This window comes from Rhizobium sp. WW_1 (assembly GCF_003610155.1).
Lineage (GTDB): Bacteria > Pseudomonadota > Alphaproteobacteria > Rhizobiales > Rhizobiaceae > Rhizobium > Rhizobium tropici_A.
Map to the genome: position 1 here is coordinate 236,340 of NZ_RAIN01000002.1, position 23,784 is coordinate 260,123.

The following is a 23,784-nucleotide window of genomic DNA, read 5'->3' on the forward strand; positions in this document are numbered from 1 at the left end:
GTTTTTCTGATATTAAATATGACCGGCCGCGTCGAAGTCGCGGCGGCTGGTGCGTGTCGATGATGGGGATACGCCATACATGGCCCGATAGCGCGCTGCGAAATATCCCATATGGCTGAAACCCCATCGTGCCGCGATCTCGGATATCGTTTCGCCGGCATCGCTGTGGAGCAGGTCGTGGTGGATCTGCTGGAGCCGCAGGCGCTGCACGTAATTCAAGGGGTTCATGCCCATGTTCTGCTGGAAGGAAAGCTGCAGGCTGCGCACGCTCTGCCCGGCATTCCTGGCAATATCGAGCACGGTGAACTCGTCGCCAAGATGGGTCTGAATCCAGTCCAGCGCCCGCTTCAGATTGCGCGGGCGGGCGCTCTGGATTGCGGGTCTTTGCACCGATCGGGGCCATGATTGTATAAAGGCCGTAAGGAGCGCTTCCTTGAAAAGCGATGCCCCCAATGGCGAGCCGGCGAAGGGATGTTCGCCTGGCTCCAACAGCAAGGTCGTCATGCGGTGGATGGTTTTTATTCCCTTCTCGCCAATGTCGGTCATTGTGTCAAAACGTCGAAAAAACAACCCAGGGTCGTCTTTTCCGATGTCGATCAGCGGCAGGCAATGGATGCGGGGTATGGCAAGCGCGACCTTGCGCGCGTTGTCGGAGGCCTTGATCCTTGTCGAGCCGGGAGACAGCAGCATGAAGGCTGTCCCTGCTGCGGCCGTAAATTCCTGATCCTCCGTTTCGATCTGAAACACGCCGCTTTCGACGAAATGCAATTCTATCCTGTCGGCGGGATCGAATAGATAGAGGATTTCGTAACCTGTTTTCGACGCAATCTTCCAGGCCGCCATCTTTCGGATTGTCGTCAACGTAACGTCGACATGGAAATGCGGGTTGCCAGGCCTTCGTTCGAAGGCGACGGATATGCCTGCGTCCCGCAATCTTTCCTGCAATTCCGCGGGTTCGCAGGCCGACCACGCGTATTTCTCGCTCGCTATCTTCATCGTACTTCAATCAGCATTGGCGGGTCCGCTTGAAGGTTTGATCGCAAGCAGAGCCAGCCGGTGGCCCGCACAAAGACGAGATGTGCTGATGGCCAGCTATAGGATACGGGTCTTGCCCAGAGCTTTCCCGGCGGCGCAGGGACTGAGGTTGCAGACGAGCGGCATGTTTCGTCCCCTGCGTTAACTCCGTATTTCTTTGTTCGCCTTAGTTTGCCGGGGAAAGTCTCAGGCGGGGTCCGAACAGTATGGCGTATGCAGCGACAAGCCGGCAATTTATCCCTTCGACGGATAGCTTCGTCGATCGTCTCGAGAGTGCCCGGTTACAGATTGAGCAGCGCTTCCTGGATGGCGGAGCCGTTCTCATCACGGTCACTGAAGCGCTGGCCAAGCTCATCAGCCTGCTGGAGGATATCGGCAATTCGCTGAAGGAGGAAAATGCGACCGAAGCTACGGCGCGGCTGCTCCAGACAGTGGACCACTTGAACAAGCTGCCGCATGCCGAAGCGCGTCGCCAGGAGAGCGTTGCCGCCATCGGCCAGACCGGACAGGGGCTCGCCGAGCATGTGCTCTCCATGGAGGAGACCCTGCGCTATCTGAGAACTTTTGCGGCGACTGCAAAGATAGCGGGTGCGCGCATTCCCGACTTTTCGAGTTTCGCCAGCGAGATCGTCGAGCGCATCGAATTTGCTGCCAAGGAAGTCAAGGCCCTGTCCCTGCAGATCCGTTCGCTGGAGGGGCAGATCGAATCTGCCATGGCAAACGAGGACGGTTCTCTGGCGCAGCATCTGAACGGCATCCCGTCGATCTCGCAGCGTCTCGTGTCGAACGCCGAGGAAATCCAGGTGCAGCGCCGCAATCTCTCCGAACTGGCGGAGACCGTCGCGGGCCTGGCGCGCAAAATCCAAAACAAGGTCGCCCATACGTTGTCGGCCATGCAGATCGGCGACATCACCAGACAGAGGGTCGAGCACTGCCAGACGGCACATGCAATTGTCGAGGCCTATCTCGCCTCGGAGGCTCCTGCGGACCTGTCGGCCGCCGACCGCAAGCGCCTGTCGCAACTGGCAATGACATTGATCTTCGACCTGCTCGGCGAGACGACTAAGGGCTTCGACCGCGAGACCGCCAAGATCGTCGACAATATCCGCAGCTTCAGCGGCGATATCGGCACGCTGCTTGATCTCTATCGGACGATGATGTCGCAGAGCGGGCAGGACGGTAAAAGTCCGATCAACTCGTTGCGGGGCGATCTGTCAGTCGCCCGGGTCGTCGTCGATCGCATCGACATTGCCGCGGCCGGCGCCAATCGGCTGAGCGAGCAAACGTCCGAGATGGTCAAGGAACTGACTACGAGCATCCTGACTATTCAGCTCGTGCGTCGTGACATTCAATACATGGCCCTCAACACCAATCTACGCTGCGGCAAGCTCGGCGAGGAAGGGCGGGCCATCAATGTGGTCGCCGGCGAGCTACGCTCGTTTGCATCTCTGCTCGATGAGGACGCCGAGAAGATCCTCGTCGGTCTCGGCAAGCTCGAAACGCAGGCGACCGGCCTCAAGGACGGGCGACAGGCCGACGAGGAGGAGAGTTCCGGCGGTCTCGGCACGCATATAGACACGGCTCTTGCCCATATCGGCGAAGCCGGCGCGTCCATGGATCTCAACGTGCAGGAGCTGCGCCGTTGCGGCGAGGCCATGACCTCGCAAGTGAGCGATGTCGTCAAGGGGTTGGATTTCCGTGCCGGCATCGGCGAGACTTTGGCGTCCTGCACGAAGGAGGCCGGCCGCACGCGGAGCGCATTTATCGATACGACAGGACTCGAAGCGCCTGTCGCAGTCATTTCCGAGCGCATCTTCAAGACCTATACCATGGCGGCCGAACGCGAGATCCATGCGGCCATCTTCGGTACGGTGAGCGCCGCGGTCGAAAGCGCACCTGCTCCGGCTAGCGACGAGGATCTCTTCGCGGAAGCTCTCTTTTAGCAAGCTGTAACGCGGCGCGGCAGATCGGCATCTCAGCCCGCGCCGTCGCATATCCCCCATCCACTGCAAGCTGGGGCCGGCCCTTCATGGAGCCGGATGGAAGGCCGATCTTGCCTTGACGCTGTCTTGACAATTCCGGTGCAGATGGTTCGGCGAGATCACATCCGCCGGGCTTTTGCATGAATCGAAAGACATCGATCGCCGTGACGCCAGAGGGCGTCATATCCTGTATTTCTCCCCAGACGGCGGTGCCGCCGGAAGCAACCCCGTCCCACGTATACCCATACATCCTGCTTTGGAGAGTAGCGACCTTCAGTCTGCGGACGCGGTGGAAACGGGGGCTTCTCTTCTGGTGCCGTTTCGCAGCCAACCCGCTGCCGACCATGCGATGGTGGCGCTTTACCGCGACCTTTGCAGTGGTTCGCGGATTGCCGCCGCCACATGATGAGCTCCTGCAGAAGCCTTTGTCGAAATTTCTTGTCCACGGAATGCCCAACTCCAGACGCCTCGCGCTGCTCATGGAGCATTTCTCGATTGCGGGAGCCATTCTTTCCAGAGAGAGCCTGATGCGGCTCTGGCGCGGCGAGTGGCTGGAAATGGGCACCGTCCAAGGGAAGTGCGACGCATATGCATGCTCTATCGCGCTCGCCGATCGCAGCGGCGGCCGCCACGAGGGTGCTTTCGCGATCAAACTCGTGCGTTTCAACGACCAGGCGCTTCTGTGCACGGCGAGGTTCGTCTTTGTCAGCCAGAAGCCGGAGGGGCGCTATACATTCGTCGTCGGGAGCATGCAGGGGCCGCGTAATGCGAAGCAACGTGTCGTGGATGTCACCCGCGATCTCTTCGGCCTCCGCCCGAAGGAGGCGATCCTGATCGTGCTGCAGGGGCTGGCGGCGGAGGGCGGGATGCACCACTTCTTTGCGGTCTCGCAGGCGAAGCATCCGATCCGCTATCGCCGGCGCGCGCGGCAATCGATGCTGCTGTCAAACATCGATGCTTTCTGGGTCGAGCGTTCCGCCCAACACGAGGGCACTTACGGCTTCAGGGTTCCCTATTCCAAGCTCAGTGGAGCGGACAGGCGCAGCCAGAGCAAGCTATGGTTCTACAATATCGGCGAACTCTTCCACTGACCATCGGCAGGCGTCGGCCGTCGCTTTGGTCAGCAAAGTCGGCATTGCCGGTGCGTGGCATCCTGTGGTGCAAACCCATGGGTCTCTCCCGGAACGCCGTTGTCCATCAAGTGGATCGTGACCATGGCGCCGCCTTCGGGCCGGTTTGCGAATTCCAGATGGCCGCCATGGGCGACGGCGATGGCCTGTACGACGGACAGGCCCAGCCCGGTGCCGCCGGTCGCGCGAGCGCGCGAGGGGTCACCACGCCAAAAGGGATTGACGGCAACCGAATCCATGTCCTGTGGAAATCCCGGCCCGCGATCGAGAACGCGGATAACGACGCTATTGTCTGCGAGCTGCTCGGTTTCGCATCGCAGCCAGCCGCCTTCGCCGGCGTAGCGGCAGGCGTTTTCGAGGAGCGCCAGCACGGCTTGGCGGATACGCGGGGAGTCGGCGGAGATCCAGACAGGCTTCAGACCGGTTTCGACCCGCAGCTTGGTGGCTTCCAGCATGGGTTTTGCCGAGGCGATGACCGTCTCGACCAGTTGCGATGCGTCGATGCGCTGACGCTCCATCACGAGTTTCTGGCCGATGGCAAGCGACAGGGTGCGCAAGTCCTCGACAACTCGCCCCAGGCCTTCGACTTGCAGGAGGAGATCGGAAATGATCTTCCGATCCATCGGAAACACGCCGTCGATCATGCTCTGCAGCGAGCCCTGCAGGATAGTCAGCGGCGTGCGCAATTCGTGCGCAACCGCCATGTTGTTGAATCGCAGCCTTTCCTCCATGGTCTCCAGGCTGGTCGCAAGGGCATTGAAGGTTCCAACAAGGCTCGAGACTTCGCGGGTGCTGTGATAGTGCGCGGCGACACGGACGGAAAAATCGCCAGACTTCAAACCTTCGGCGGCGAAGGTGAGTTCTTCGAGCGGTCGTGTAAGCCGTCTTGCCAGGAAGACGCCGATAACAGCGCAGAGAAGGGCCGAGAGCAGGCCGAAGACGAGTACGGAAAGCTGCACCTGGAAATCCGTCGGCTCGTTCATCGAAATGAGGTTTTCGACCAGGAACTTGAGGGAATCTCCATCGGGAACCTTGTTGTCGCTCAGCATCTTGTAGGTCGCAGCCGCCTTCGGTGGCAAAGCATCAGTGATGCCCTGCTCCAGATGGTTGGCATAGGAGATGACCCCTAGATATGTCAGGCCGACGCTGAGCAGCAGCATTATGGTGGTGACGATGGCCGTGAGCGTCGCAAGCGGTAGGCTGGGAAGTCTTGCTTTTTTCATCTTGGGTCCGAAAAGCGATAGCCGATGCCGCGTACGGCGGGAAAGAAGCCGGTTTGCCCCATTTCCTCCAGCTTGCGCCTGAGATTGGAGATGTGCGTATCGACAGTCCGCACGAGGGCGTCGCTTTCCGGCAGGCAGGCATCAAGGATGTCGGCGCGTGCGAAAGCCTGCGTCGGATGGCGGATCATGTAGGCGAGGATACGGAATTCGCTCAGCGTCAGCGGCAGTGCGATGCGTCGCTCGTCCTTGTTGATGAAGACGGTATAGCTGCTGAAATCGACCTCCAGCGCGCCGTAACGCTTGATGGCTTCGGCGCGATCGCCCTGCGTGCGGCGCAGCACCGCCCGCACGCGGGCAACGACTTCCTGCGGGTTGAACGGCTTGACGACATAGTCGTCGGCGCCGAGGCGCAACCCGCTCAGGCGGTCTATGTCGTCGGCGACGGCTGTGACCATGATGACGGGCGTCGAGCCGGCCTGGCGCAGGCGGCCGAGTACTCCGAAGCCGTCGAGTTTCGGCAGGCGAACGTCGAGGAGCACGAGATCAGGCTTCAGAAGCGCATGGTGCTGCAGCGCGGTTTCGCCATCGCCGGCGCGTACCGTGCGAAAGCCGTCGCGCGTCAGATAGCCTTCCAGTATCTGTGCGATTGCCGGTTCATCCTCCACGATGAGAACGAGACTGTTGTCCAACCCTAGCGCCTTATGTTTCTTCCGTTTTCAGTTCGGCTTTGCCGCTTGGAACCACTATTGCGGACAAAGCCGGCTTCTGCAATTTCCAAACAGCCCTCTGACCGTCCGACAGCCGATTCTGAACAGGGCCTTGATGCGATCTTCGCCATTTCTTGACAATCGGGATTCAGATTGGCGCCATTCCGCCTCTGGAGACATGGCATGTGGAAATTTGCATCGAATTCTTGGAGCTCTCATTCCGATCAGGCGCGTGCGCGCCGACAGCAGGATCGGGCAATGACGGACGGGGACCTGGCGCTCATCGGCATGCTGATCGTCTGGACAAGCTTCGTCTTCGTGGTCTTTCCAAAACTTGATCTGACTATTACGCGCCTGTTTGCCCATGGGCACCTCTTCTGGTTGGCAGAAAATCCCTGGCTGAGAGTTGTCAGGGACGGCGCCCGCCAGAGCCAGGCCTATATTCTCGGCACCATGGCTGTCATCATCGTCCTACATGTCTTCCTGCCGGGGCGATTACGATTCTGCGCTCCTCACAAGCCGTTGTTCGTGCTTCTGAGCTTTGCCGCCGGGCCGCTGCTGGTCGTGCAGACGCTCAAGGTTGCGATCGGACGCGTGCGCCCTCGCGAGCTGATAGAGTTCGGCGGCTCGGCGGATTTTACCCCGGTGTGGCAGTTTTCGGCGGCATGCACCCGCAATTGTTCCTTTCCTTCTGGCGAAGCCGCCGCGGCGGCGGCTGCGCTGTCTCTATTGGTGTTCGCGCCGGCCGGACGCAGATGGATTGCAGCCTTGATCCTTGCTCCATGCCTGCTGTTTGTGGCGTTCAATCGCGTGATCTTCGGCGCTCATTTCATGTCCGATGTGATGCTTGGATGGCTTTTGACCATGTTCGCCATGGTTGTGATCTGGCGCTGGATCGAAGCGAACTCGCGGGTGATCGATCGCTATGTCACGCGCCTGATGTTCCGATGAGCCCATCGTCCCGTGGACCCTGGGTGCCGGCAATTCCGATTATTCGCGCCTTGAGAGTGTGTGCGCCAGTTACTTGTCTCTCGTTCATTCCTGCTTTCCGGGTCAGGATCGGAGGCATAGTGTCGCCGCAATGCGACAGTTCCAGGCAAACGCATGTTACAAACCTTAATACAACGTTGCTTCACCTTTCCTTCGATCAAGGGTTACCTATTTACAGTTGGTCATGCCGCCGGACGCGATTGAGGCCGGTAGAGCGGATGGCGACAGGACCTGGGCAGGGTAAGAGTGACGGGATGGGGTTGGTAGATTGGGCATGGCGTGGACTGCTCGACATGGGTCGTCGGCGCGGGATGCGCTCCCGCAACGATCATTACGAACCATGGGCCGTGCTCGCCGTGGAAAGCTTCGAGCGGGAAATGCTGGCCTTCTACCGGCGTTCCCAGTTCACGGTGATTAAAACGGCCGCATGAGGGCGATCCGCTAGTTCAAAGACAAGGGTGCTCGTCGCTGCGGACCGTTCTGTGGCCGTGACGATTTGGCGGCTAAGCATATTTGACGCCGAGCTTGCCGGATTGGACGGTTGTGCTACGTTAGCGCAGTCCTGCCTTTGCGGAGAGCTTTCAAATGGTTACGCTGCGCGAACCCATCCTGCATCCAGTTCCCATCGAAGAATTGAAGCCCACCCAGATCACCGTCGGCATGCGCGAGGTCAAGGCCAAGCGCAAGGCGTGGCGCCTCAAGGCGGAAGCCGAGGGCGACAAGGCCGGCGAGTTCCTCGGAAATCACATGGTGCCGGCGATTCGCGGACCGCGCGGAAAATACTATGTCATCGATCATCACCATCTTTCCCTCGCGCTCTATGAAGAGGGGGTGAAGGATGTTCTGGTGACGACCGTCGCCGATCTCTCGCGGCTCGACCGGGATTCCTTCTGGTTCGTCATGGACTGCCACGACTGGATGCATCCCTTCGACGACGAGGGGAAGCGACGCGGTTATGAGGACATTCCGAAAAGCATCAAGGATCTGATCGATGATCCCTATCGGTCGCTTGCCGGTGAACTGCGGCATGTCGGTGGTTATGCCAAGGATACGACGCCCTTCAGCGAATTCCTCTGGGCGGATTTCTTGCGCCGCCGCATCAAGCGCAAGGAACTCGATAAGGATTTCGAGTCCGCGCTAGAGAAGGCGCATAAGCTTGCCAAGGGTAAGGATGCCGATTACCTGCCCGGCTGGTGCGGTCTGGTTCCCGAATAATCCGCCCCCCGCTCCGGTAAGGAGCAGAGGAGCGAACGGCGGCTTTTCGAAGTGCGTTCATGCGGCGGCTCGCGTCAGCCGAGCCGCATGGACAACTCGATATCCTCGGCAAAGGCGGTGGACATGTAGTCGCTGGTCGACGACCGCACCAAAGCCAGATATTCCGGGCAGAAATCGGCATTGTCGGCGACCACGAACGCTCCTGGTCGGAGGCGGCTTTCCACCAGCTTCAGGATATCCGGATAGAGCGCCTTGGCGCCATCGAGGAGCAAGAGGTCGATGGTATCGGGGAGATCGGACCGCAGGGTTTGCAGGGCGTGGCCCTGGCGGATCTCGACAAGATCGATAAGGCCGGCGGCCGTCAGATTCTCCCGCGCCCGTGCCACTTTGGAAGGCTCGAATTCGGTTGTGATCACGCGGCCGCCTCCATTGTCCCGCAGTGCTGCAGCCAAATACAGGGTGGAGACACCAAACGAGGTTCCGAATTCGACGGCGGTTCGCGCGCCTGTGCTCCGTGCCAGCATATAAAGCAACATCCCGGTCTCGCGGGAGATGGCGAGCGGTATGTCCTTCATTCGCCCATAGAAGTCGAGGTAATCGGTCCTGCTGCGCACTAGACGCCCGCGCTCCTCGCTCGAAAGGTTGTTCCAATATGCCGCGACCGAGGGAAGCGCGGCCGGCGATGCCGCTTCGGCTTCCTCAAACAGCCGGTCGAGCAATTTTGGCAGCGGGGCAGTCGTCAAGGTGGTCATCTGTCTCTCCGTTTTGATCTGAAGTATCGCCGGGAGAAAATACGAATAATTCGTCGCATTTCATAATCGCATTCGTCAAGGGTGCGCAGAGCGTGCTGTTATATATTTGAAAATAAATCGAAAAATTGAAATTACGTGTCACGAAAACCGGATGACCTCGGTGATCTTCGATGCCGCCATTCGCATTTTCAGTGATCGTCGGAAACGCCGAAACCCACAACATTGACGGGATGGTCAAAGCCCCTCAAGGCGCGGCTGCCGAAGGACCTACATTCGACACCGGTCGCTTCGGCGATGTCAGTTGTTATCAGCATGGCCGCGTCCAGTTTCTTTGCCAGGGCCTGGAGCCGGGCTGACCTGTTGACCGGCGTCCCGATGATCGTGAACGAGAAACGCCCGGCCGAGCCGATATTGCCGTGAACGACGTCTCCGATGCCGATGCCGATGCGGGCGCGAAGCGGCGGCGCCGTCTTTCGCGATGGCGTGGCATTGATGAGTTCGAGTGCCCGCAGTCCTTCCCTGGCGGCGTTCACCGCGGCTGCACATAAGGGCCGTCCGCGCACGTTGTTGCGCAACGCGCAAAATACGACTAGTTCGGCATTCTCGCTATTCGCATTGAGGACATCGATATGGCGGATCGTCCAAGAGCCAAGATTTCATCGCGAAAGCAGCCGAAGCAGGCGCGGTCGACCGAGCTCGTTTCCGCAATTCTCAGCGCCGCCGCTCAGGTTTTGGCAAAGGAAGGCGCACAACGTTTCACCACGGCGCGCGTCGCGGAAAAGGCAGGCGTCAGCGTCGGGTCCGTATACCAGTATTTTCCCAACAAGGCGGCAATCCTTTTCCGACTTCAGAGCGACGAATGGCGACAGACGTCCGATCTGTTGCGCGAGATTCTTGAAGATGGTGCAAAGCCGCCACTGGAACGATTGCGCGCGCTCGTCCACGCGTTTCTTCGCTCCGAATGCGAAGAGGCCGCCATGCGTGTCGCACTCAACGATGCCGCGCCGCTTTATCGGGATGCTCCTGAAGCGCGTGAGGTCAGATCATCCGGGGACCGGATTTTGCTGGCCTTCATGCGCGAAGCGTTGCCGGGGGTCGATATCGCAACACTCGATTTGGCAACGGATCTCGTGACAACCACGCTCGGCGCAGTGGGGAAGCGGTTTTCGGAGAGCCCGCGAACGTCGCAGGAGATCGATGCCTATGGAGAGGCCATGGCGAATATGTTCTGTGCCTATCTCGAAAGCCTCAAACCTCTTTGAACGATCTCTCGGCCTCGCTTTATTGACAGTCATTCGGCAAGAGACTATTGGAAACGCAGCCAGTCTTGCTGGCCGTAAGCGTTTGACGTCAAGCAACGCACTCAACGATCCTCGTCGGTCGGAGTGCGTTTTTTAATGCCTTCGCCGATCGAGGAAAAGCCTGGAGATCATCATGGCTTTTCAATCGACACCCGATCCGGCACGCGGTCGTCTGCTGTTGCTCAGCACCATTCTCTTCATTTCCTATCTTTGCATCGGCATGTCGTTTCCCATTGTGCCGCTTTATGTGAGCGAGCAGTTACGGTTCGGCAATGTCTGGGCCGGGCTTGGCGTCGGTATCGCCTTTTTCGCCACCATCCTTACACGCGGTTATGCTGGCAGCCTCTCGGATCATCGTGGCGCCAAGCCGGCCGTGATGCGGGGCCTTGCCCTCTATGTTGCCGGCGCGTTGATGGCGCTGGCTGCGGGCCTTGTCGCCCATATGCCGCTGCCGTCCTTTCTGTTGCTGCTGGTCGGGCGCCTGCTTCTCGGGCTGGGCGAGAGCCTGGTCGCCGTCGGCATCATCGCCTGGGGCATCGGCTTTGTCGGCCCGGCGCGTTCGGGCAGGGTATTGGCACTGGTCGGCGCCGCCATCTACGGGGCGCTGGCCGTAGGCGGTCCGATCGGTCTGGCGCTGTTCGACCGCTTCGGCTTTGCCGGCATGATGGCGATCAGCGCCGTGCTGCCGCTCCTCGGTCTGTTGGCAATCTGGCGAGTTCCCGGGATCGCACCGCATCCCGGTGCAGAGCGCCCGCCATTCTGGAGCGTCATAGGCAAGGTCTGGCTGCATGGCGCGGTCGTGTGCCTGCAGGGCATAGGCTTTGCTGCGATCGGTGCGTTCTTCACGCTCTATTTCCTCGATCGGGGCTGGAACTATGCCGGCTTGGGCCTCACCGCCTTCGGCGTTGGCTTCGTTCTGATGCGCGTGTTCTTCGGCCATCTGCCGGATCGCATCGGCGGCCTGCCGGTCGCAGCCGGATCGCTCGTTGTCGAAGCGGTGGGCCAGTTGTTAATCTGGAGCGCTGCGGACCCGACGGTTGCGCTGGCGGGCGCATTCCTGACGGGGCTCGGCTGCTCGATGATCTATCCGGCGCTGGGTCGGGAAGTTGTCAGCCGGGTGGAGCCACATCTGCGCGGCACAGCGCTCGGCGGCTTCTCTGCCTTCCAGGATCTTGCCTACGGGCTGACCGGGCCCTTTGCCGGCCTTCTGGCCGACAGGGCCGGCTATGGCAGTGTTTTCATGGCAGGGACTGTTGCTGCGATCGCCGGTCTGTTGTTCACGCTCTCTCTTCGAAGGATGCGCGCGGTCGTCTTGAATTGAAGGATATGGCCGCCCCCGTGGTTCAGCGGGGGCGGCCAAGGTTTTTCACGGTTTTGCCTAGCCGTTCGTCTTCCCCGGCGATGCACCGTCGCTCGCGGTCACCGATGGCCAAGTCGCATAGTAGTATTTGCCATTGATGGTGCCAAAGAAGGCATTTTGTCCGGTAGCCTTGTCGATGTAGCTGCCATCGCTCGTCCTCACCAGGGCTCCCTTGCCGTCGCGCTTCAGGTGCTCCTTCAGAAACTCGTTCCAGGTGCTCTTTTCCATCGCTTCGGGCTTGCTGGCCTTGCTCGTCTTGTCATCCGGATTCCATGCGTCGACCGAGACGCCCTTGATCGGATCGTAGACGGACAGATTTCCGCTTTTGAGCGCGCTCAACATCGCTTTCGACTGCGGTCCGCTGACAGGATCGAACGAAGAGGCCTTTAGCTTCGCATTGAGTGCCTTCATGAAATCACCGGACGAGATATTATCGATCGGCTTCGAAGCCGAAAGCGTCGATCCGGCTTTCGCAGAGCCATTGTTCGTCGACAGCCCCTGGAGAAGGATGCTGAGCTTGCTGTTCGAACGAACCGACGTGTAGGCGTCGTTTGCAAGCGAGCTCGTCGCTCTCGATATCCGCGATGTATCGGTCTCCGTCGCGTTTCCGCTGTGCAGGCTTCGCAGCGTGCTATGCGAGTTGAGAAGTCGCAGCGAATTGATGCTGTTCACCATGTCGATATCTCCGATCTGCCCCAATGATCATCGGTGCTCGACCAGCTTGGCTCTCCGCCCCCGGCGAGACCACGATCGTGCACGCGTGTATCCAATATCGCCCATAGCTTGCACGGGGCTAGTCATGCAGACCTTGCATTGTGCCGAAGGGTAATAGCGGATCGGGTGCTGTTGGGGGATCAACTACGAGGTGGCAAAGACGATACCGTAGTGATAGGGCGGTAGTTCGATTGTATTTCGGGATTTGAAGCCGCCGGTTTCGACAATCGTGGCGACCTGTGCCGGCGTCATGCGCATCTCGGTCTTGGGGCCGCGCGGCGCCCCGAGCACCGTGGTCTCCTCGCGTGCTCGTGCTTCCCAGTTGACGATAGCGAACAATCCGTTCGATGCGAGCACCGAACGGACGGCACGGACGAGGCCGGGCTGATCGGGAACGCCGTGAAACGTGTTCGCCATCAGAACGTAATCAACGTTTTCGGGAAGATGTTCCGCGATGTCGCGGGCATCGGCATGGATCCATTTCTGCACGGAGACATCCTGTAGCGCGGCTTCAGCTCTTGCCAACTCGATCATGGTCTCATCCAGATCGAGCGCATAGACCTTTCCGGCAACGAGTTTCGCCAGCGGCGCCGTGAAGTAGCCGTCGCCGCAGCAAAGATCGAGTACGGTCATGTCGGACTTGATGCCAAGCGCTTCGAGGATCGCCAGTGGATCTGGCCAGAGAGCACCCCACCAGTCGCGGTCCGGCATCGAAGTCGCGGGAAATGCTTCGCCCATTGAGAATCTCCGCTGGTGGATGGCCTCTGCAAGCATAGAATATTATCAACGTCCAGGCAGCAGAACGCAGAACATCGTGGTGGGCGGCTTGCCATTATGACGGCAGATCGGTGCCTATGCCGTTGGCGGAGTGAAAATAATTCGCGTGTTTCCGGCAAGCTCACAAGGCTTGTGGGCCGTATTTCGGCAGATTTCGGAGGGCCCAGGCTGCAATGGCCTTGTCCGCCTGTCCCTCGGTTACTTCGAATTCGCTGATCATCAGGCTCGACAGAAGCGAAGCACTGCGCGCTTGGGCGGCAAAATTCCGTTCGTAATGCGCCGGTTCCAGCACATATGTGGCAAAGGGCGCGACCTTCCGTCCGCCAAAGTCCGTCCGCTCAAGAAAGCTCATGACGGGCGGCGTAATGGTATTCCACCATACGGGACCACCCACGAGAACCAGATCGTATTTCGAAGGCTTCGGAAGGCCATCGAACAAGGGGGGAAGCTCGCCGGTTTCCAGTTCGTATTTCGATTGTTCGGCGGCGCGCTGCATGTCGAGCGGATAGGGAGCTTGCATCTGGATTTCGAAAAGCTCCGCTCCCAGAAGCGCGCGAAGCTTCTCCGCGACCGCTCCGGTGTGGCCGGTGTAGGAATAGTAGACAATCAGAACCCGTTGCTCGCCGGCGGCGAAGCTCCATCTCGGTGCGGCTGCTGCGGCCACTATCGATGTCAGCACGGTGCGGCGGGAAAGATGCATGAGGTTGTCCTCGGATTTTGGACCTGGACGATGACGGGATGATACCGGCTCTCGCAATTACTGATGCCGCGCGGGTGAAGCGCTCATCGACACCATTATCTTGGAAGCAAGAGGCGAGCGCTCGCTGTAAGTCTGCATTGCCTCGTCGAGGCGCTGTTCCAGAATTGTCGGATCAGTTTCGCCTTCGTCGGCAAATTTCATCAGTTCGCGGGCGGCGGTGATTGCCGTCCGGTCGGCAAAAGCCAGTTCGTGCCGGGCGCAAAATATTTCGAGAACGCGGCGAAGCGTTGCGATCTGTGCTAGTTCTATGGCCAATTCCATATCCTCCTGCCAGCTTCGATATTGATGACCGAACAAGTGATTTTCGACGGCAAGAGTAGACCGGTCCTGTCGCAGCTTTGTGCCGGAGATGTAAAAGCCTGTCGCTGGTGATGACAGCGCGGTCTGTCGGTATCCAAGCGCGCCGGCGCGACGACAGCGCTGCAACGGCTGCCGCAAGCGCCTGCCTTACAGGGGGAACGGCAGGATTTGACCATTGTCGGCGCGGCGCCGTTTCGCTGCGATAGTTCGTCTTGGCAACGCCTGCTGGCGACGTGAATCTTGCGACAGCTTGTTACAAATTTGCTGGTCTGCGGCATACCCCTGTGACAGCAATCTTATAATTTGTCAGTTGTTGAGGGCCTTGCGCGGAATATTGATTGGATTTCGGGGATGGTTTGGTGAAATCCATATCCTCTCGATACGAGCATGTTTCTGCTCTCGCCGGGGTTTCAAGCTGTCGTGGGTGCGACCTGAGACGCAACTCTTCGGTCTATGTGAAACTTTGATACACTTTTTTCGATGCGGCTTGGTGCGGCCTTCTGTAAAGTGACTTAAGATCGTGGAAAATCTCATGCAAAAAGCTGCGCACATCGCCGTCGTCGATGATTATTCGGACATAAGGGACCTCGTCGGCCAATATCTCGAACAGCAGGGTTACAAGGTCAGCGTCGCCGATAGCGGGCTTGCCCTGAGACGAATCCTCGAGCGCGGCGCCGTGGATCTGATCGTTCTCGATGTCATGATGCCCGGTGAGGATGGTCTTTCCGTCTGCCGTCATCTGCGAGCGACAACGGATACCCCCATCATCTTTTTGACCGCCATGAGCGAGGATACCGACCGCATCATCGGCCTCGAATTGGGAGCGGACGACTATCTCGTCAAGCCGTTCAATCCGCGTGAATTACTGGCGCGCATCAGGGCCGTCCTGCGCCGGGTCAACGGCGTGCCGCAGCAGCAGCGGGAAACGCTGAAGAAGGCCAGGGTCGTCCGCGTCGGGCAGTGGCGCGTGAACATGGGTCGGCAGGAGCTTTCCGGCGACGATGGCGTCGGCATCCCCCTTAGCACGGCCGAATTCCGGCTTTTGAAGGTTTTTCTCGAGCGCCCGGGCATTGTCCTCAGCCGCGAGCAGCTTCTCGATCTGACTGTCGGGAGAACCGCTGATATCTTCGACAGAAGCATCGATAATCAAGTGAGCCGCCTGCGCAAGAAGATCGAGCCGGACCCGAAGAACCCATCGGTCATCAAGACGCATTGGGGTGGCGGCTATAGCCTCTCGGCGGATGTGGGGTTCGAATGATCTACTGGTGGAGGAGGAGCCTTGCCGCCCAGTTCATCGGCTTTACCCTGCTTGCCCTTGTCGTCTCGCAGGCCCTGACCTTTTCAATCTCCTGGGACGAACGGACCAAGGCGCTGCATGCGGCCATGAAGAGCGAATTCTTCAGCCGTTGCGCTTCCGTCACGCGGTTGATGGAATCCATGCCCAAGCCATTGCGTGAGCAGGCGCTGCTGGCAAGCGAGACCAGCTATTCCCGGTTTTGGCTATCGCCGGAAGAGGTAACGGACGTCAGCGCATGGCGTGAGCGTGCGGCAAGCGAGCTTTCTCGTCCGATCGAGAATTTCATTGATCTTGCCGGGAGATACGGCAAGCGATCGGGTTCCGATGCGGAACATTTGACCTCCGGAACATTGACTTCGGAACGCGCAGGGGAGGGTTGGGCCACTCCGCCCCCGATACTCTGGAGCCTGCCGCAACCTGCTAAGTTCGTTTATTTCGGCGGACACAACGGATACGGACTGGTCGTCCAGCTCAATGACGGCATGTGGTTGAATACGGCATTCTACAAGAATGTCGGTGATCAATGGTGGGATATGAAATCGCTCACCTCGCTCGCCACCACCGCATTGATCCTGTCACTGATCGGAGTGTTCATCGCCAGCCGCATCGCACGGCCGCTGCGACGGCTGGCGGTTTCCGCGGAGGCTCTGGGGCGAGGCGAAAATCTTCCGCCGCTGCCCGAACAGGGACCCGACGATATCAAGCGCACCGCCGAGGCGTTCAACAGGATGCAGGAACGCCTGCATCGCTTCGTCGATGACCGGACGAGAATGCTGGCCGCGATTGGCCATGATCTGAGGACGCCGCTGACTTCGCTTCGGCTGCGAGCGGAGTTCGTCAAGGACGCCGATATCCAGCAGAAGATGCTGTCGACCATCGACGAGCTTCAGGGCATGACGGAAGCCGCTATTTCCTTCGCGCGTGGCGAGTCCACGGCGGAGGAAACGCGGGCAATCGAGCTTGAGGCCCTGGTCGGCAGTATCTGCGATGACCTTGCCGATCTCGGACTGCCGGTGGAATATCTCGAGGGAGCGAAGACGACCTATCGTTGTCGGCCCGACGGGCTGCGCCGAGCCGTTCGCAACCTTACGGAAAATGCGGTGCGCTATGGCGGCCACGCGAAGGTCTATATCCGCCATTCGGCCAGTACGATCGATATCGTCATCGAGGACAACGGGCCCGGCATACCCGAGGATATGAAGGAAAAGGTCTTCGCGCCGTTCTTCCGCCTGGAAGCGTCGCGAAACCGGGGCACGGGCGGCGTCGGCCTGGGCCTCTCGATCGCGCGGGCCGTCGCGCGCCAACATGGCGGCGATGTCCTGCTGCAGCCCAACAATCCCGGTCTGAGGGCCATTATCACCCTGCCGCAGGAAGGGCACGTTAAAACGCCCTCATCGCGGGTGAGCAGGAGGAGAAAGCGGGCGCAGTCGCTGAAACTTGCCGGGCAGGAGCACTGACGCCTTCACCTTGGCGGGGAAGGCGTGTTGGGCACGGCCACGCAAGAGCAGCCCGCGATTGCTTCAAACTGCGGGCTACGCATTGCCTCAAATCACAAGCACAGTTTTCGCCCTTTTCACGAAAGGTCGGTGCGGCGGGAAGTTACCGCATCTGCAATATGATCGGATTGCTGCTTGCCGGGTCCGTGTGCTCGCGTAGCGCCGTTACATCGGCTGCTGCAACTGCTCCGCCATGATTACCCCAGGACGAGCGTACGAATGTCAGGACATCGGCAATCTGCTGATCCGAAAGCTGCTGCCGGAAGGGCGGCATGCGATAGGCATCGGGGATTCCGTTCGCCACGACACGGCTGGAACCGTTCAGCGTCACATTGATCTGGGACGCGCTTTCCTTTGCAAGCGAAGCGGCGGAGCCGGCGAGCGGCGGAATCCATTGTTGTTTTCCGCGTCCGTCGAGGCCGTGACAGAAGCTGCATTTTGCGACGAACGTCTGTGCGCCGGGAATCTGCTGGCGTGCGGGAAGGGCGACATTCTGGGCTGTGGCGTCGTCATACTGCCATGGTGTGCCGTCGCGGGTCGGGTCGCCCGGCAATGACTTCAGATAATGACTAATGGCCTTGAGATCGTCATCCGTCATGAATTGGGTCGAATTGTTGAAGGCATCCGCCATCGAGCCGAAGACGACGGCATGACCGTTCCTGCCGCTCTTGAGGAAGGCGTATATGTCCTCCTCCGTCCACCGGCCGAGGCCGACATTGTGGTCGCCGCGCAGGCTCGGGGCATACCATCCGTCGAGAAGCGCGCCGGAAAGATAGAGCGGGCTGGTTTCGTCGAGCGCCTTTTCCGCCATGGTGATGGCGCGCGGCGTATGACAGCTGCCGCAGTGACCCGGTCCTTGAACGAGATAGGCGCCCCGGTTCCACTGGTCGTCGCCGGTGGCTTTCGATTGATAGGTTCCACTCTCAGTAAAGACTGCGTTCCACAGCGCCAGCGGCCAACGCATGTTCATAGGCCATGGAATGTCCGAGGGCTGGTCTGCCTGCTGAACGGGTTGGACCCTGCCGGTGAAATAAGCGTAAAGCGCACGAATGTCGTCGTCGCTCATCTTCACATAGGAGGGATAGGGCATGGCCGGATAGAGGCGGTGTCCGTCCCGGGCAACGCCCTGGCGGACGGCGCGGTCGAAATCGGCGAGCGTATAATTGCCGATGCCGGTTTCCTTGTCCGGAGTGATATTCGTCGTGAAGATGGCGCCGAGCGGCGTCCCCATCTGCAGTCCTCCGGCAAAGGGAGCGCTTTTCGGCGTGCTGTGACAGGCGACGCAGTCGCCAAGGCGCGCGACATATTCGCCGTGCTGCAGCAACTCCTCCGAGGGCGGCTGCGCTAAGGCGACATTGTCGAAGGGAGATGCCGGCGTGCGGGTCACGAACCATGCGACGCCGCCGGCTACAAGCACGACAATCAAAAGAAGAACCAGAAGAAATTTCTTCAAGGGTGTGCCCTCATGTCTTTGCTTCGGGATTTCGTACTCGGCTATGGAGGGAGCCAACCACGCCGGCTCTCGGACCAGCAGGGCCGAGAGCCGAAATCATGCCAGGCGCAGCGACAGCTGCGCCTCAGCTTTCAAAGGTGTAGTTGGAGAGGGGCATGCTGCGTATCCGCTTGCCCGTTAGCGTCGAAACCGCATTGGCGACGGCCGGCGGAATAGCCGGAAGCCCCGGTTCGCCGATACCGCCCATCTCGGCGCCACTTTCGATGATGCGGACATGGACGCGAGCCATGCGGTCCGGCGGCAGGATCGGATAGAGGTCGTAATTACGGGCGATGGGCTCGCCGTTCTTATAGACGGCTTCCTCCATCAGCACCTGCGACATTCCAAGCGCCGTTGCCGAATTGATCTGGGCTTCGATGATCGCCGGATTGACGATGCTGCCGGGATCGATCGCTTCCCAGACGTCATGGACGACGACCTGACCGTTGCGGATGGAGACCTCGGCGATCGCCGCCGTGTGGCTACCGAAGGGCGACGCCATGGCCACGCCCCGCGCCCGCTTTGAACCATCGTCCGCCGTGAAAGGACCGCGCTTCCAGCCGCCGGAGAGATCGCCGACCGCTTTCAGCAGGTTGCTCAGCCGCTCGTTCTTCTGCAACAACTTCATGCGCAGTTCGTAAGGGTCCTGCCCGCCCTTGTCGGCCAGTTCGTCCAGGAACGTCTCGTAGAAGAAGTCGTTCATGGAATTGCCGACCGAGCGCCAATAAGCCAGTGTCGTCGGATTTTTGACGTAGATCTGCGCGATGCGGTGGTTCGGGATGTCGTAGGATTTGCCGGTCAACCCTTCCACCGCCATCGGGTCTAGCGAATCCTCCTTATGACCGAAAACGGCCTCCGTCGGTCCCTCGCAGGCACTAATGGCCTCGAGTGCGACCGGCATGCCGCTGGCGTCGAGTGCGCCGCGGAAGCGCACGGCCGCCATCGGGCGCATCGGGTCGCGCAGAAATTCCTCCTCGCGGCTCCAGATAAGCTTCACCGGTCGACCGACCTCTTTGGCGAGCTGGATCGCCTGCGGATAGGGATTGGCGGACGGATAGAGAAAGTGCCGGCCGAAGAAGCCGCCCAGGATCGGGCTGTGGAGTGTTACCTTCGATGGGTCGAGCCCCGTCAGCTTGGCAATGTCGGCCTGGAATTGCTCGGGCGCCTGATTGGGCAGCCAGACTTCCAGACTGCCATCAGGATTGAACCGGGCCAGGGTGGATGGCGGCTCCAGCTGCGCGTGATGCAGATACTGGCTCTTGTAGGTTGCCGAGACAACGGTCTTGGCAGCATCGAACGCTTTGGTAACGTCGCCGACATTCTCCGCCTCCTTGCCGCTGCCCGGCTCGTTGGCGAGCTTGTCGCTGAAAGCAGCGGTGGAGAAATCCGCGGGCATATGGCGGAGGGCGGGATCGGCGTCCGAGCCGGGCTCGCGCCAATCGACCTGAGCCGCCTCGGCCGCGCGCTTGGCATTCCACCAGCGTTCAGCGACAACAGCGACCGCACCGGACAGACTATGGACGGAATGAACGCCCGGCATTGCCTTGAGCTGCTCTTCGTTGCGGATCTTGCCGATTGTCAGGCCGAGGCGCGGCGCATGCTGGACGGCGGCATGCAGCATGCCGTCGACCTTGCAGTCTATCGCATAGACCGCCTTGCCGGTTGACTTGTCGTGCATGTCAAGCCGTTCGACTGGTTTGCCGATCCAGCGGAATTTGCTCGGGTCGCGAAGCGACACGCTCTCGGGGGCAGGTACCGGTAGATCCAGCGCCTCTGCGGCCACTTCGCCATAGGCGAGGCTGCGTCCCGAGGCGGCGTGGATGACGCGGCCGGGCTCTGTCGTCAGCTCGGTGATGGGTGCGTTGAGGCGCTTTGCAGCCGCTTGCAGGATCATGTTGCGCGCCAGCGCGCCGAGCTTGCGCATGGTCTCATAGCTCGTGCGCACCGACATGCTGCCGCCTGTGATGCGCATTTTTCCATTGATGACGAGATAGTCGCCGCCCGCCGGCGCATTTTCGACGACGAAGGTCTTGGGGTCAGCGTCGAGTTCCTCACCGACGATCTGGGCCATCGCCGTGAAGACACCCTGGCCGCCTTCGACGAAGGGGCTCATGAAACGGATGCTGCTATCGGGGCGGATTTCAAGGAACGCGGGAACGCGTGTCCCTGGAGGCATAGGACTTGCCGCCTGCTGGGCTCGTGCCTGTCCAACCGGAACGCCAAAGCCGAGGACGAACGCTCCTGCCGCCGCACCGGCGGAAGTCAGGAGAAAGTGCCGGCGCGAGATGTTGACCGGAGATCCGATCGGGAATTCATCGTCCGGAACGAGGTTGCGGGTGGTTTCGGTCATAGCGTTTCTCCCTGCTTGGAGGAGAGATCTTTGACCGCCGCCTTGATCGCGTTGTAGGTTCCGCATCGACAGAGATTGATCATCGCCGCAGCGATCTCGTCGTCGGAAGGATTGGGCGTTTGTTTCAGGAGCGCGGTTGCCGCCACAACCTGCCCCGATTGACAGTAGCCACATTGCGGAACCTGATGCTTGACCCAGGCGGCAACCACGCGCTTGCCGATCGGGTCTGCCTCGAGCGCTTCGATCGTGGTAATCTGACGACCGGCAACACTATCGAGCGGCGTCACGCACGAGCGCACCACCTCGCCGTCGACAAGGACCGAACAGGCGCCGCATTGTGCCAGTCCGCAACCGTACTTCGTACCGGTCATGCCCAGCTCGTCACGGATGATCCAGAGGAGCGGCGTGTCTCCGTCCGAATTGACCTGATAGGACTGGCTATTGATCTGAAGATTCATGAGGCGCCTCCTGAGGCTTTCGATGGCGAGCCTTCGATGCCAGACGCTGCGCGATGATCTGAATGCTCGACCATCGGATGACGCATAGCTCAGGCTCACAACCCGGGACTATAACACTGAACCCGTCACATCAAAAAGATTAGTGCGTGAATCGCGATAGAACCTAGAAGCCAGGATCATAAATCGGCTCTCAAGGCTCCGTTCCACCTCGGGGAGGAAAGTGGCCGCATCGACCATGACGAGAGACGCGGCTCTTGTGGCGAGCATAAGCCTATGATTTCAATGCATAATCGCGCAGCTGTGGTCCTGCACGTCTTCCCCGCCCATGCCGGTTGTCGCGACGTCCGTCAGGACGATGAATCCGGGTCCGTCAGCGAAACTAGCGCCGACCACCACAAGATTGTGATCGCCCATTTCCTTTGTCGGGTCTTTCAACGTCTTGGCGAGCGCCAGGAATGGATTGAAGTCTCCCAATGTCTCGCCGTTAACCCGCATCGCTACGAACTTGTGGCCAGCAATGGCATCGGGGAGCGGTGACCAGTCGGCACCGATCTTGTCGGCATCGGTCTTTAAGGTTGCGCGCGCATCTGCGCTGAGGCAATCGACATGGATGTGCAGTTGGTTCTGCGAACGCGCCTGCTGCGCGTTGACGGCCAAGCTCAGACCGTCGCGCGGGAGGGCGTGCGGCAAGCGGGCATCGACATCGCCCTGCTCGGCCCAGGCGTCGGCAAAGAAGTTATGTGTTGCAGGATCAAGGAGTGCCGCGCTTTCGATACCGGTGATCTTGTCGGTGGGGATGAGAAGAAATTGGGCAACGCCGCGCAGATCCTTCAGCATCGCATAATGCTCGGCCGTATTGACCGAAATGCATGGTGCGGTCTGTACGACGCACTTGTCATGCACAATCTTCCAGAGCACGTCTGAGTCTGCAAAGGCGGGGGCGAAAAGGAGGGGGAGGAAGGATACGGCGAGAGCCGTGACGCGACGCGAGTATGTCATGGCAGGAAACTTCCCTGGTTCAAACGGTTTGGCACTTTCCGAAATTCCGGAGGGCTTATCATAGGCCTATTAGGCTCATGTGACGGCTTGACGGCGTTCCTCGTCGAATCGGAGCCGATCCACGCCCTAGAGATTGCGCGATATCAGCCTCGCTTCATCTTCGGTTAAGGTCGCCTTCAGCTTGGTTGCCTAAATGGCAGGAGCCGGGGAAAACCATGCCTCGCTCCAGGGAGGAAAAGGCTGCTCGCAGCGACCTTTTAGATATCCGTAGCGAGGCCTTTGCAACGCTCGATCGCCGCACGCCAGCGGCAAAGCAAAGAGATCAGGAGCTTGAAATGGGTATCGGAAAGCTGATTGAAGAAGTTGCAGGCGCCGTGGCTGCCGACGAGGCTGTCGAGGCTGTAGACCCGAATGCCGGTTTCATAACGAAGGCCGCTGCTGCCGTCGCCGGCTTCGAAGGCGTCAACAAGCTGACGGACGTTCTAAAGGAAAAAGAACAGGAGCCGGCCGCCGACAATAGCGGCGACCAGAACGGCTGACTGTGAGCGGCAGGCGCGTCTGCCGAAACGATTTTGACTGTGAAGCTGGAAGCCGGGCATGTCCCGGCTTTCTGATTCTCGGGGGCATGGCTGCCCATCTCCCAGTGACGAGCGATGTCACCATTTGCCGTGGATCCTGACACAGGTCTCGTTGAACCGAACCACAATGAGGTCGGGAAACCGGCGCAACCGTTTCTTGATCATCGGGCATAGGCGAGGACCGCCGGTGCCATCAATCTTCTATCCGCCTTCAGCCATTGACCTCGGCGGAAACAAGGGGACGAAAGAATCCGGTCGGCTGCAGGATCGAACTGGCGATATTGGCAACGATCTGGCCCGGTGCCTCGCTCTTTGCCAGAGCCTCCTTCCAGACCGGATCGGCCACGAATTGCGCCCATTTCCGCTCGCGCTCCTCCAGCGACTGCCATTCGAGGAAATAGATGAGGTCGTAGCTGGAAGGCCCGATCATCGTCGTCCAAAAGCCAAGGGGGCGGATGCCGAGCCGGTCCCAGATCGCCAGCGTCGCCGTTTCGAAACGCTCCTTGAGCGCTGGCAGCTTGCCGGGCAAGCAAGTATAGATGCGCATTTCATGGATCATGGAAAATCCTCCTTGAGTGAATTCAGAACAGGCCGAGCCTGCTCCAGAGAGCGCGATTTAAAAATAGTTGAGCGATAACAGCAGGTCGCGATTCCCTTTGGCGCTGAACCAAAATGGGTTTCCGATGACTTGATAGCTATTGCTCAAATTGAGCATAACAGGGGCGCGCCTCGCTTTTCAAGCGATTTCGCGAGCCGTGAATGGATGTTGATCGATCCCCCGATCCGACTGGCACGCAGTGGTGGGCGACCGAGGGGAAATAGCAGAGGCTCTTTCGGCCCTACCTCTTGCCCATCCTTCACTCGGTTC

General features: G+C 59.8%; 24 protein-coding genes and 1 pseudogene. 11 read left to right on the forward strand and 14 right to left on the reverse strand.

Going from position 1 to position 23,784, the window contains the following annotated elements:
- Positions 1 to 12: 12 nt before the first annotated feature.
- Positions 13 to 996 carry an AraC family transcriptional regulator gene (locus BJ928_RS08535; RefSeq protein WP_052227721.1) on the reverse strand — a complete coding sequence of 328 codons (984 nt, stop codon included), beginning with the start codon at positions 994 to 996 and terminating at the stop codon, positions 13 to 15.
- 245 nt (positions 997 to 1,241) lie between these two features.
- Here BJ928_RS08535 and BJ928_RS08540 point away from each other — a divergent pair, with 245 nt between their 5' ends.
- Entirely contained in the window at positions 1,242 to 2,978 is a 1,737-nt protein-coding gene (locus BJ928_RS08540) for a hypothetical protein (RefSeq protein WP_047631888.1), read from the forward strand.
- Between the two features lie 179 nt (positions 2,979 to 3,157).
- Entirely contained in the window at positions 3,158 to 4,108 is a 951-nt protein-coding gene (locus tag BJ928_RS08545; protein ID WP_082011873.1) for a DUF535 family protein, read from the forward strand.
- Positions 4,109 to 4,137: 29 nt separating this feature from the next.
- Here the strand turns inward: BJ928_RS08545 and BJ928_RS08550 are convergent, their stop codons facing one another.
- Entirely contained in the window at positions 4,138 to 5,370 is a 1,233-nt protein-coding gene (locus BJ928_RS08550) for an ATP-binding protein (protein WP_047631886.1), read from the reverse strand.
- Positions 5,367 to 6,059: a response regulator gene (locus tag BJ928_RS08555; protein WP_047631885.1), complete on the reverse strand. Its 693-nt coding sequence runs from the start codon at positions 6,057 to 6,059 to the stop codon at positions 5,367 to 5,369. The genes BJ928_RS08550 and BJ928_RS08555 overlap by 4 nt, the downstream gene beginning before the upstream one ends.
- Before the next feature lie 276 nt (positions 6,060 to 6,335).
- Here BJ928_RS08555 and BJ928_RS08560 point away from each other — a divergent pair, with 276 nt between their 5' ends.
- From BJ928_RS08560 to BJ928_RS08570, 3 genes are all read left to right on the forward strand, one after another.
- On the forward strand, positions 6,336 to 7,028 hold the full coding sequence (locus BJ928_RS08560; RefSeq protein WP_245432258.1) for a phosphatase PAP2 family protein: 693 nt from the start codon (positions 6,336 to 6,338) through the stop codon (positions 7,026 to 7,028).
- 293 nt (positions 7,029 to 7,321) lie between these two features.
- On the forward strand, positions 7,322 to 7,498 hold the full coding sequence (locus tag BJ928_RS38765; RefSeq protein WP_156151444.1) for a hypothetical protein: 177 nt from the start codon (positions 7,322 to 7,324) through the stop codon (positions 7,496 to 7,498).
- A 154-nt stretch (positions 7,499 to 7,652) separates the two neighbouring features.
- Positions 7,653 to 8,282, forward strand: coding sequence for a ParB-like protein (locus BJ928_RS08570; RefSeq protein WP_047631882.1), 630 nt, complete (start codon positions 7,653 to 7,655; stop codon positions 8,280 to 8,282).
- A 74-nt stretch (positions 8,283 to 8,356) separates the two neighbouring features.
- Here the strand turns inward: BJ928_RS08570 and BJ928_RS08575 are convergent, their stop codons facing one another.
- Complete coding sequence (locus BJ928_RS08575; RefSeq protein ID WP_047631881.1) at positions 8,357 to 9,034, reverse strand: class I SAM-dependent methyltransferase; 678 nt, start codon at positions 9,032 to 9,034, stop codon at positions 8,357 to 8,359.
- Between the two features lie 188 nt (positions 9,035 to 9,222).
- The gene (locus BJ928_RS08580; RefSeq protein WP_047631880.1) at positions 9,223 to 9,567 is read right to left on the reverse strand and encodes an adenylate/guanylate cyclase domain-containing protein; all 345 of its coding nucleotides are present in this window, start codon (positions 9,565 to 9,567) and stop codon (positions 9,223 to 9,225) included.
- A 96-nt stretch (positions 9,568 to 9,663) separates the two neighbouring features.
- On the opposite strand from BJ928_RS08580, the gene BJ928_RS08585 reads away from it, so the two are divergent.
- The gene (locus BJ928_RS08585) at positions 9,664 to 10,296 is read left to right on the forward strand and encodes a TetR family transcriptional regulator (protein ID WP_047631879.1); all 633 of its coding nucleotides are present in this window, start codon (positions 9,664 to 9,666) and stop codon (positions 10,294 to 10,296) included.
- A gap of 172 nt (positions 10,297 to 10,468) precedes the next feature.
- The gene (locus BJ928_RS08590) at positions 10,469 to 11,656 is read left to right on the forward strand and encodes an arabinose transporter (RefSeq protein WP_047631878.1); all 1,188 of its coding nucleotides are present in this window, start codon (positions 10,469 to 10,471) and stop codon (positions 11,654 to 11,656) included.
- 57 nt (positions 11,657 to 11,713) lie between these two features.
- Here BJ928_RS08590 and BJ928_RS08595 read toward each other — a convergent pair whose 3' ends face one another.
- The 4 genes from BJ928_RS08595 to BJ928_RS08610 form a co-directional block, all read right to left on the reverse strand.
- Positions 11,714 to 12,370, reverse strand: a complete 657-nt coding sequence (locus BJ928_RS08595; RefSeq protein ID WP_047631877.1) for a hypothetical protein — start codon at positions 12,368 to 12,370, stop codon at positions 11,714 to 11,716.
- A gap of 183 nt (positions 12,371 to 12,553) precedes the next feature.
- Positions 12,554 to 13,147 carry a class I SAM-dependent methyltransferase gene (locus tag BJ928_RS08600; RefSeq protein ID WP_047631876.1) on the reverse strand — a complete coding sequence of 198 codons (594 nt, stop codon included), beginning with the start codon at positions 13,145 to 13,147 and terminating at the stop codon, positions 12,554 to 12,556.
- A gap of 160 nt (positions 13,148 to 13,307) precedes the next feature.
- Entirely contained in the window at positions 13,308 to 13,886 is a 579-nt protein-coding gene (locus BJ928_RS08605) for a flavodoxin (protein WP_047631875.1), read from the reverse strand.
- A gap of 57 nt (positions 13,887 to 13,943) precedes the next feature.
- A complete protein-coding gene (locus BJ928_RS08610) occupies positions 13,944 to 14,201 on the reverse strand; it encodes a hypothetical protein (protein WP_147413895.1) in 258 nt (85 codons plus the stop codon).
- A 577-nt stretch (positions 14,202 to 14,778) separates the two neighbouring features.
- Here BJ928_RS08610 and BJ928_RS08615 point away from each other — a divergent pair.
- Positions 14,779 to 15,504, forward strand: a complete 726-nt coding sequence (locus BJ928_RS08615; RefSeq protein WP_047631873.1) for a response regulator — start codon at positions 14,779 to 14,781, stop codon at positions 15,502 to 15,504.
- Entirely contained in the window at positions 15,501 to 17,000 is a 1,500-nt protein-coding gene (locus BJ928_RS08620) for a HAMP domain-containing sensor histidine kinase (RefSeq protein ID WP_047631872.1), read from the forward strand. Before BJ928_RS08615 ends, BJ928_RS08620 begins: the two co-directional genes overlap by 4 nt.
- Before the next feature lie 142 nt (positions 17,001 to 17,142).
- On the opposite strand, the gene BJ928_RS08625 is transcribed toward BJ928_RS08620, so the two are convergent.
- The 4 genes from BJ928_RS08625 to BJ928_RS08640 all read right to left on the reverse strand — a co-directional run bounded on the left by BJ928_RS08625 (position 17,143) and on the right by BJ928_RS08640 (position 22,338).
- Entirely contained in the window at positions 17,143 to 18,492 is a 1,350-nt protein-coding gene (locus tag BJ928_RS08625) for a cytochrome c (protein ID WP_047631871.1), read from the reverse strand.
- Positions 18,493 to 18,616: 124 nt separating this feature from the next.
- Positions 18,617 to 20,881, reverse strand: coding sequence for a xanthine dehydrogenase family protein molybdopterin-binding subunit (locus BJ928_RS08630; protein ID WP_047631870.1), 2,265 nt, complete (start codon positions 20,879 to 20,881; stop codon positions 18,617 to 18,619).
- Positions 20,878 to 21,339 carry a (2Fe-2S)-binding protein gene (locus BJ928_RS08635; protein WP_047631869.1) on the reverse strand — a complete coding sequence of 154 codons (462 nt, stop codon included), beginning with the start codon at positions 21,337 to 21,339 and terminating at the stop codon, positions 20,878 to 20,880. Before BJ928_RS08635 ends, BJ928_RS08630 begins: the two co-directional genes overlap by 4 nt.
- 279 nt (positions 21,340 to 21,618) lie before the next feature.
- Positions 21,619 to 22,338: a CDP-diacylglycerol diphosphatase gene (locus BJ928_RS08640; RefSeq protein WP_047631868.1), complete on the reverse strand. Its 720-nt coding sequence runs from the start codon at positions 22,336 to 22,338 to the stop codon at positions 21,619 to 21,621.
- A 215-nt stretch (positions 22,339 to 22,553) separates the two neighbouring features.
- Here BJ928_RS08640 and BJ928_RS39305 point away from each other — a divergent pair, with 215 nt between their 5' ends.
- Complete coding sequence (locus BJ928_RS39305) at positions 22,554 to 22,877, forward strand: hypothetical protein (RefSeq protein ID WP_245432259.1); 324 nt, start codon at positions 22,554 to 22,556, stop codon at positions 22,875 to 22,877.
- Positions 22,878 to 23,127: 250 nt separating this feature from the next.
- On the opposite strand, the gene BJ928_RS08650 is transcribed toward BJ928_RS39305, so the two are convergent.
- Complete coding sequence (locus tag BJ928_RS08650; protein ID WP_047631867.1) at positions 23,128 to 23,475, reverse strand: NIPSNAP family protein; 348 nt, start codon at positions 23,473 to 23,475, stop codon at positions 23,128 to 23,130.
- Between the two features lie 129 nt (positions 23,476 to 23,604).
- On the opposite strand from BJ928_RS08650, the pseudogene BJ928_RS39310 reads away from it, so the two are divergent.
- Positions 23,605 to 23,730, forward strand: a pseudogene (locus tag BJ928_RS39310) (IS5/IS1182 family transposase); the annotation flags it as partial.
- Positions 23,731 to 23,784: the final 54 nt, after the last annotated feature.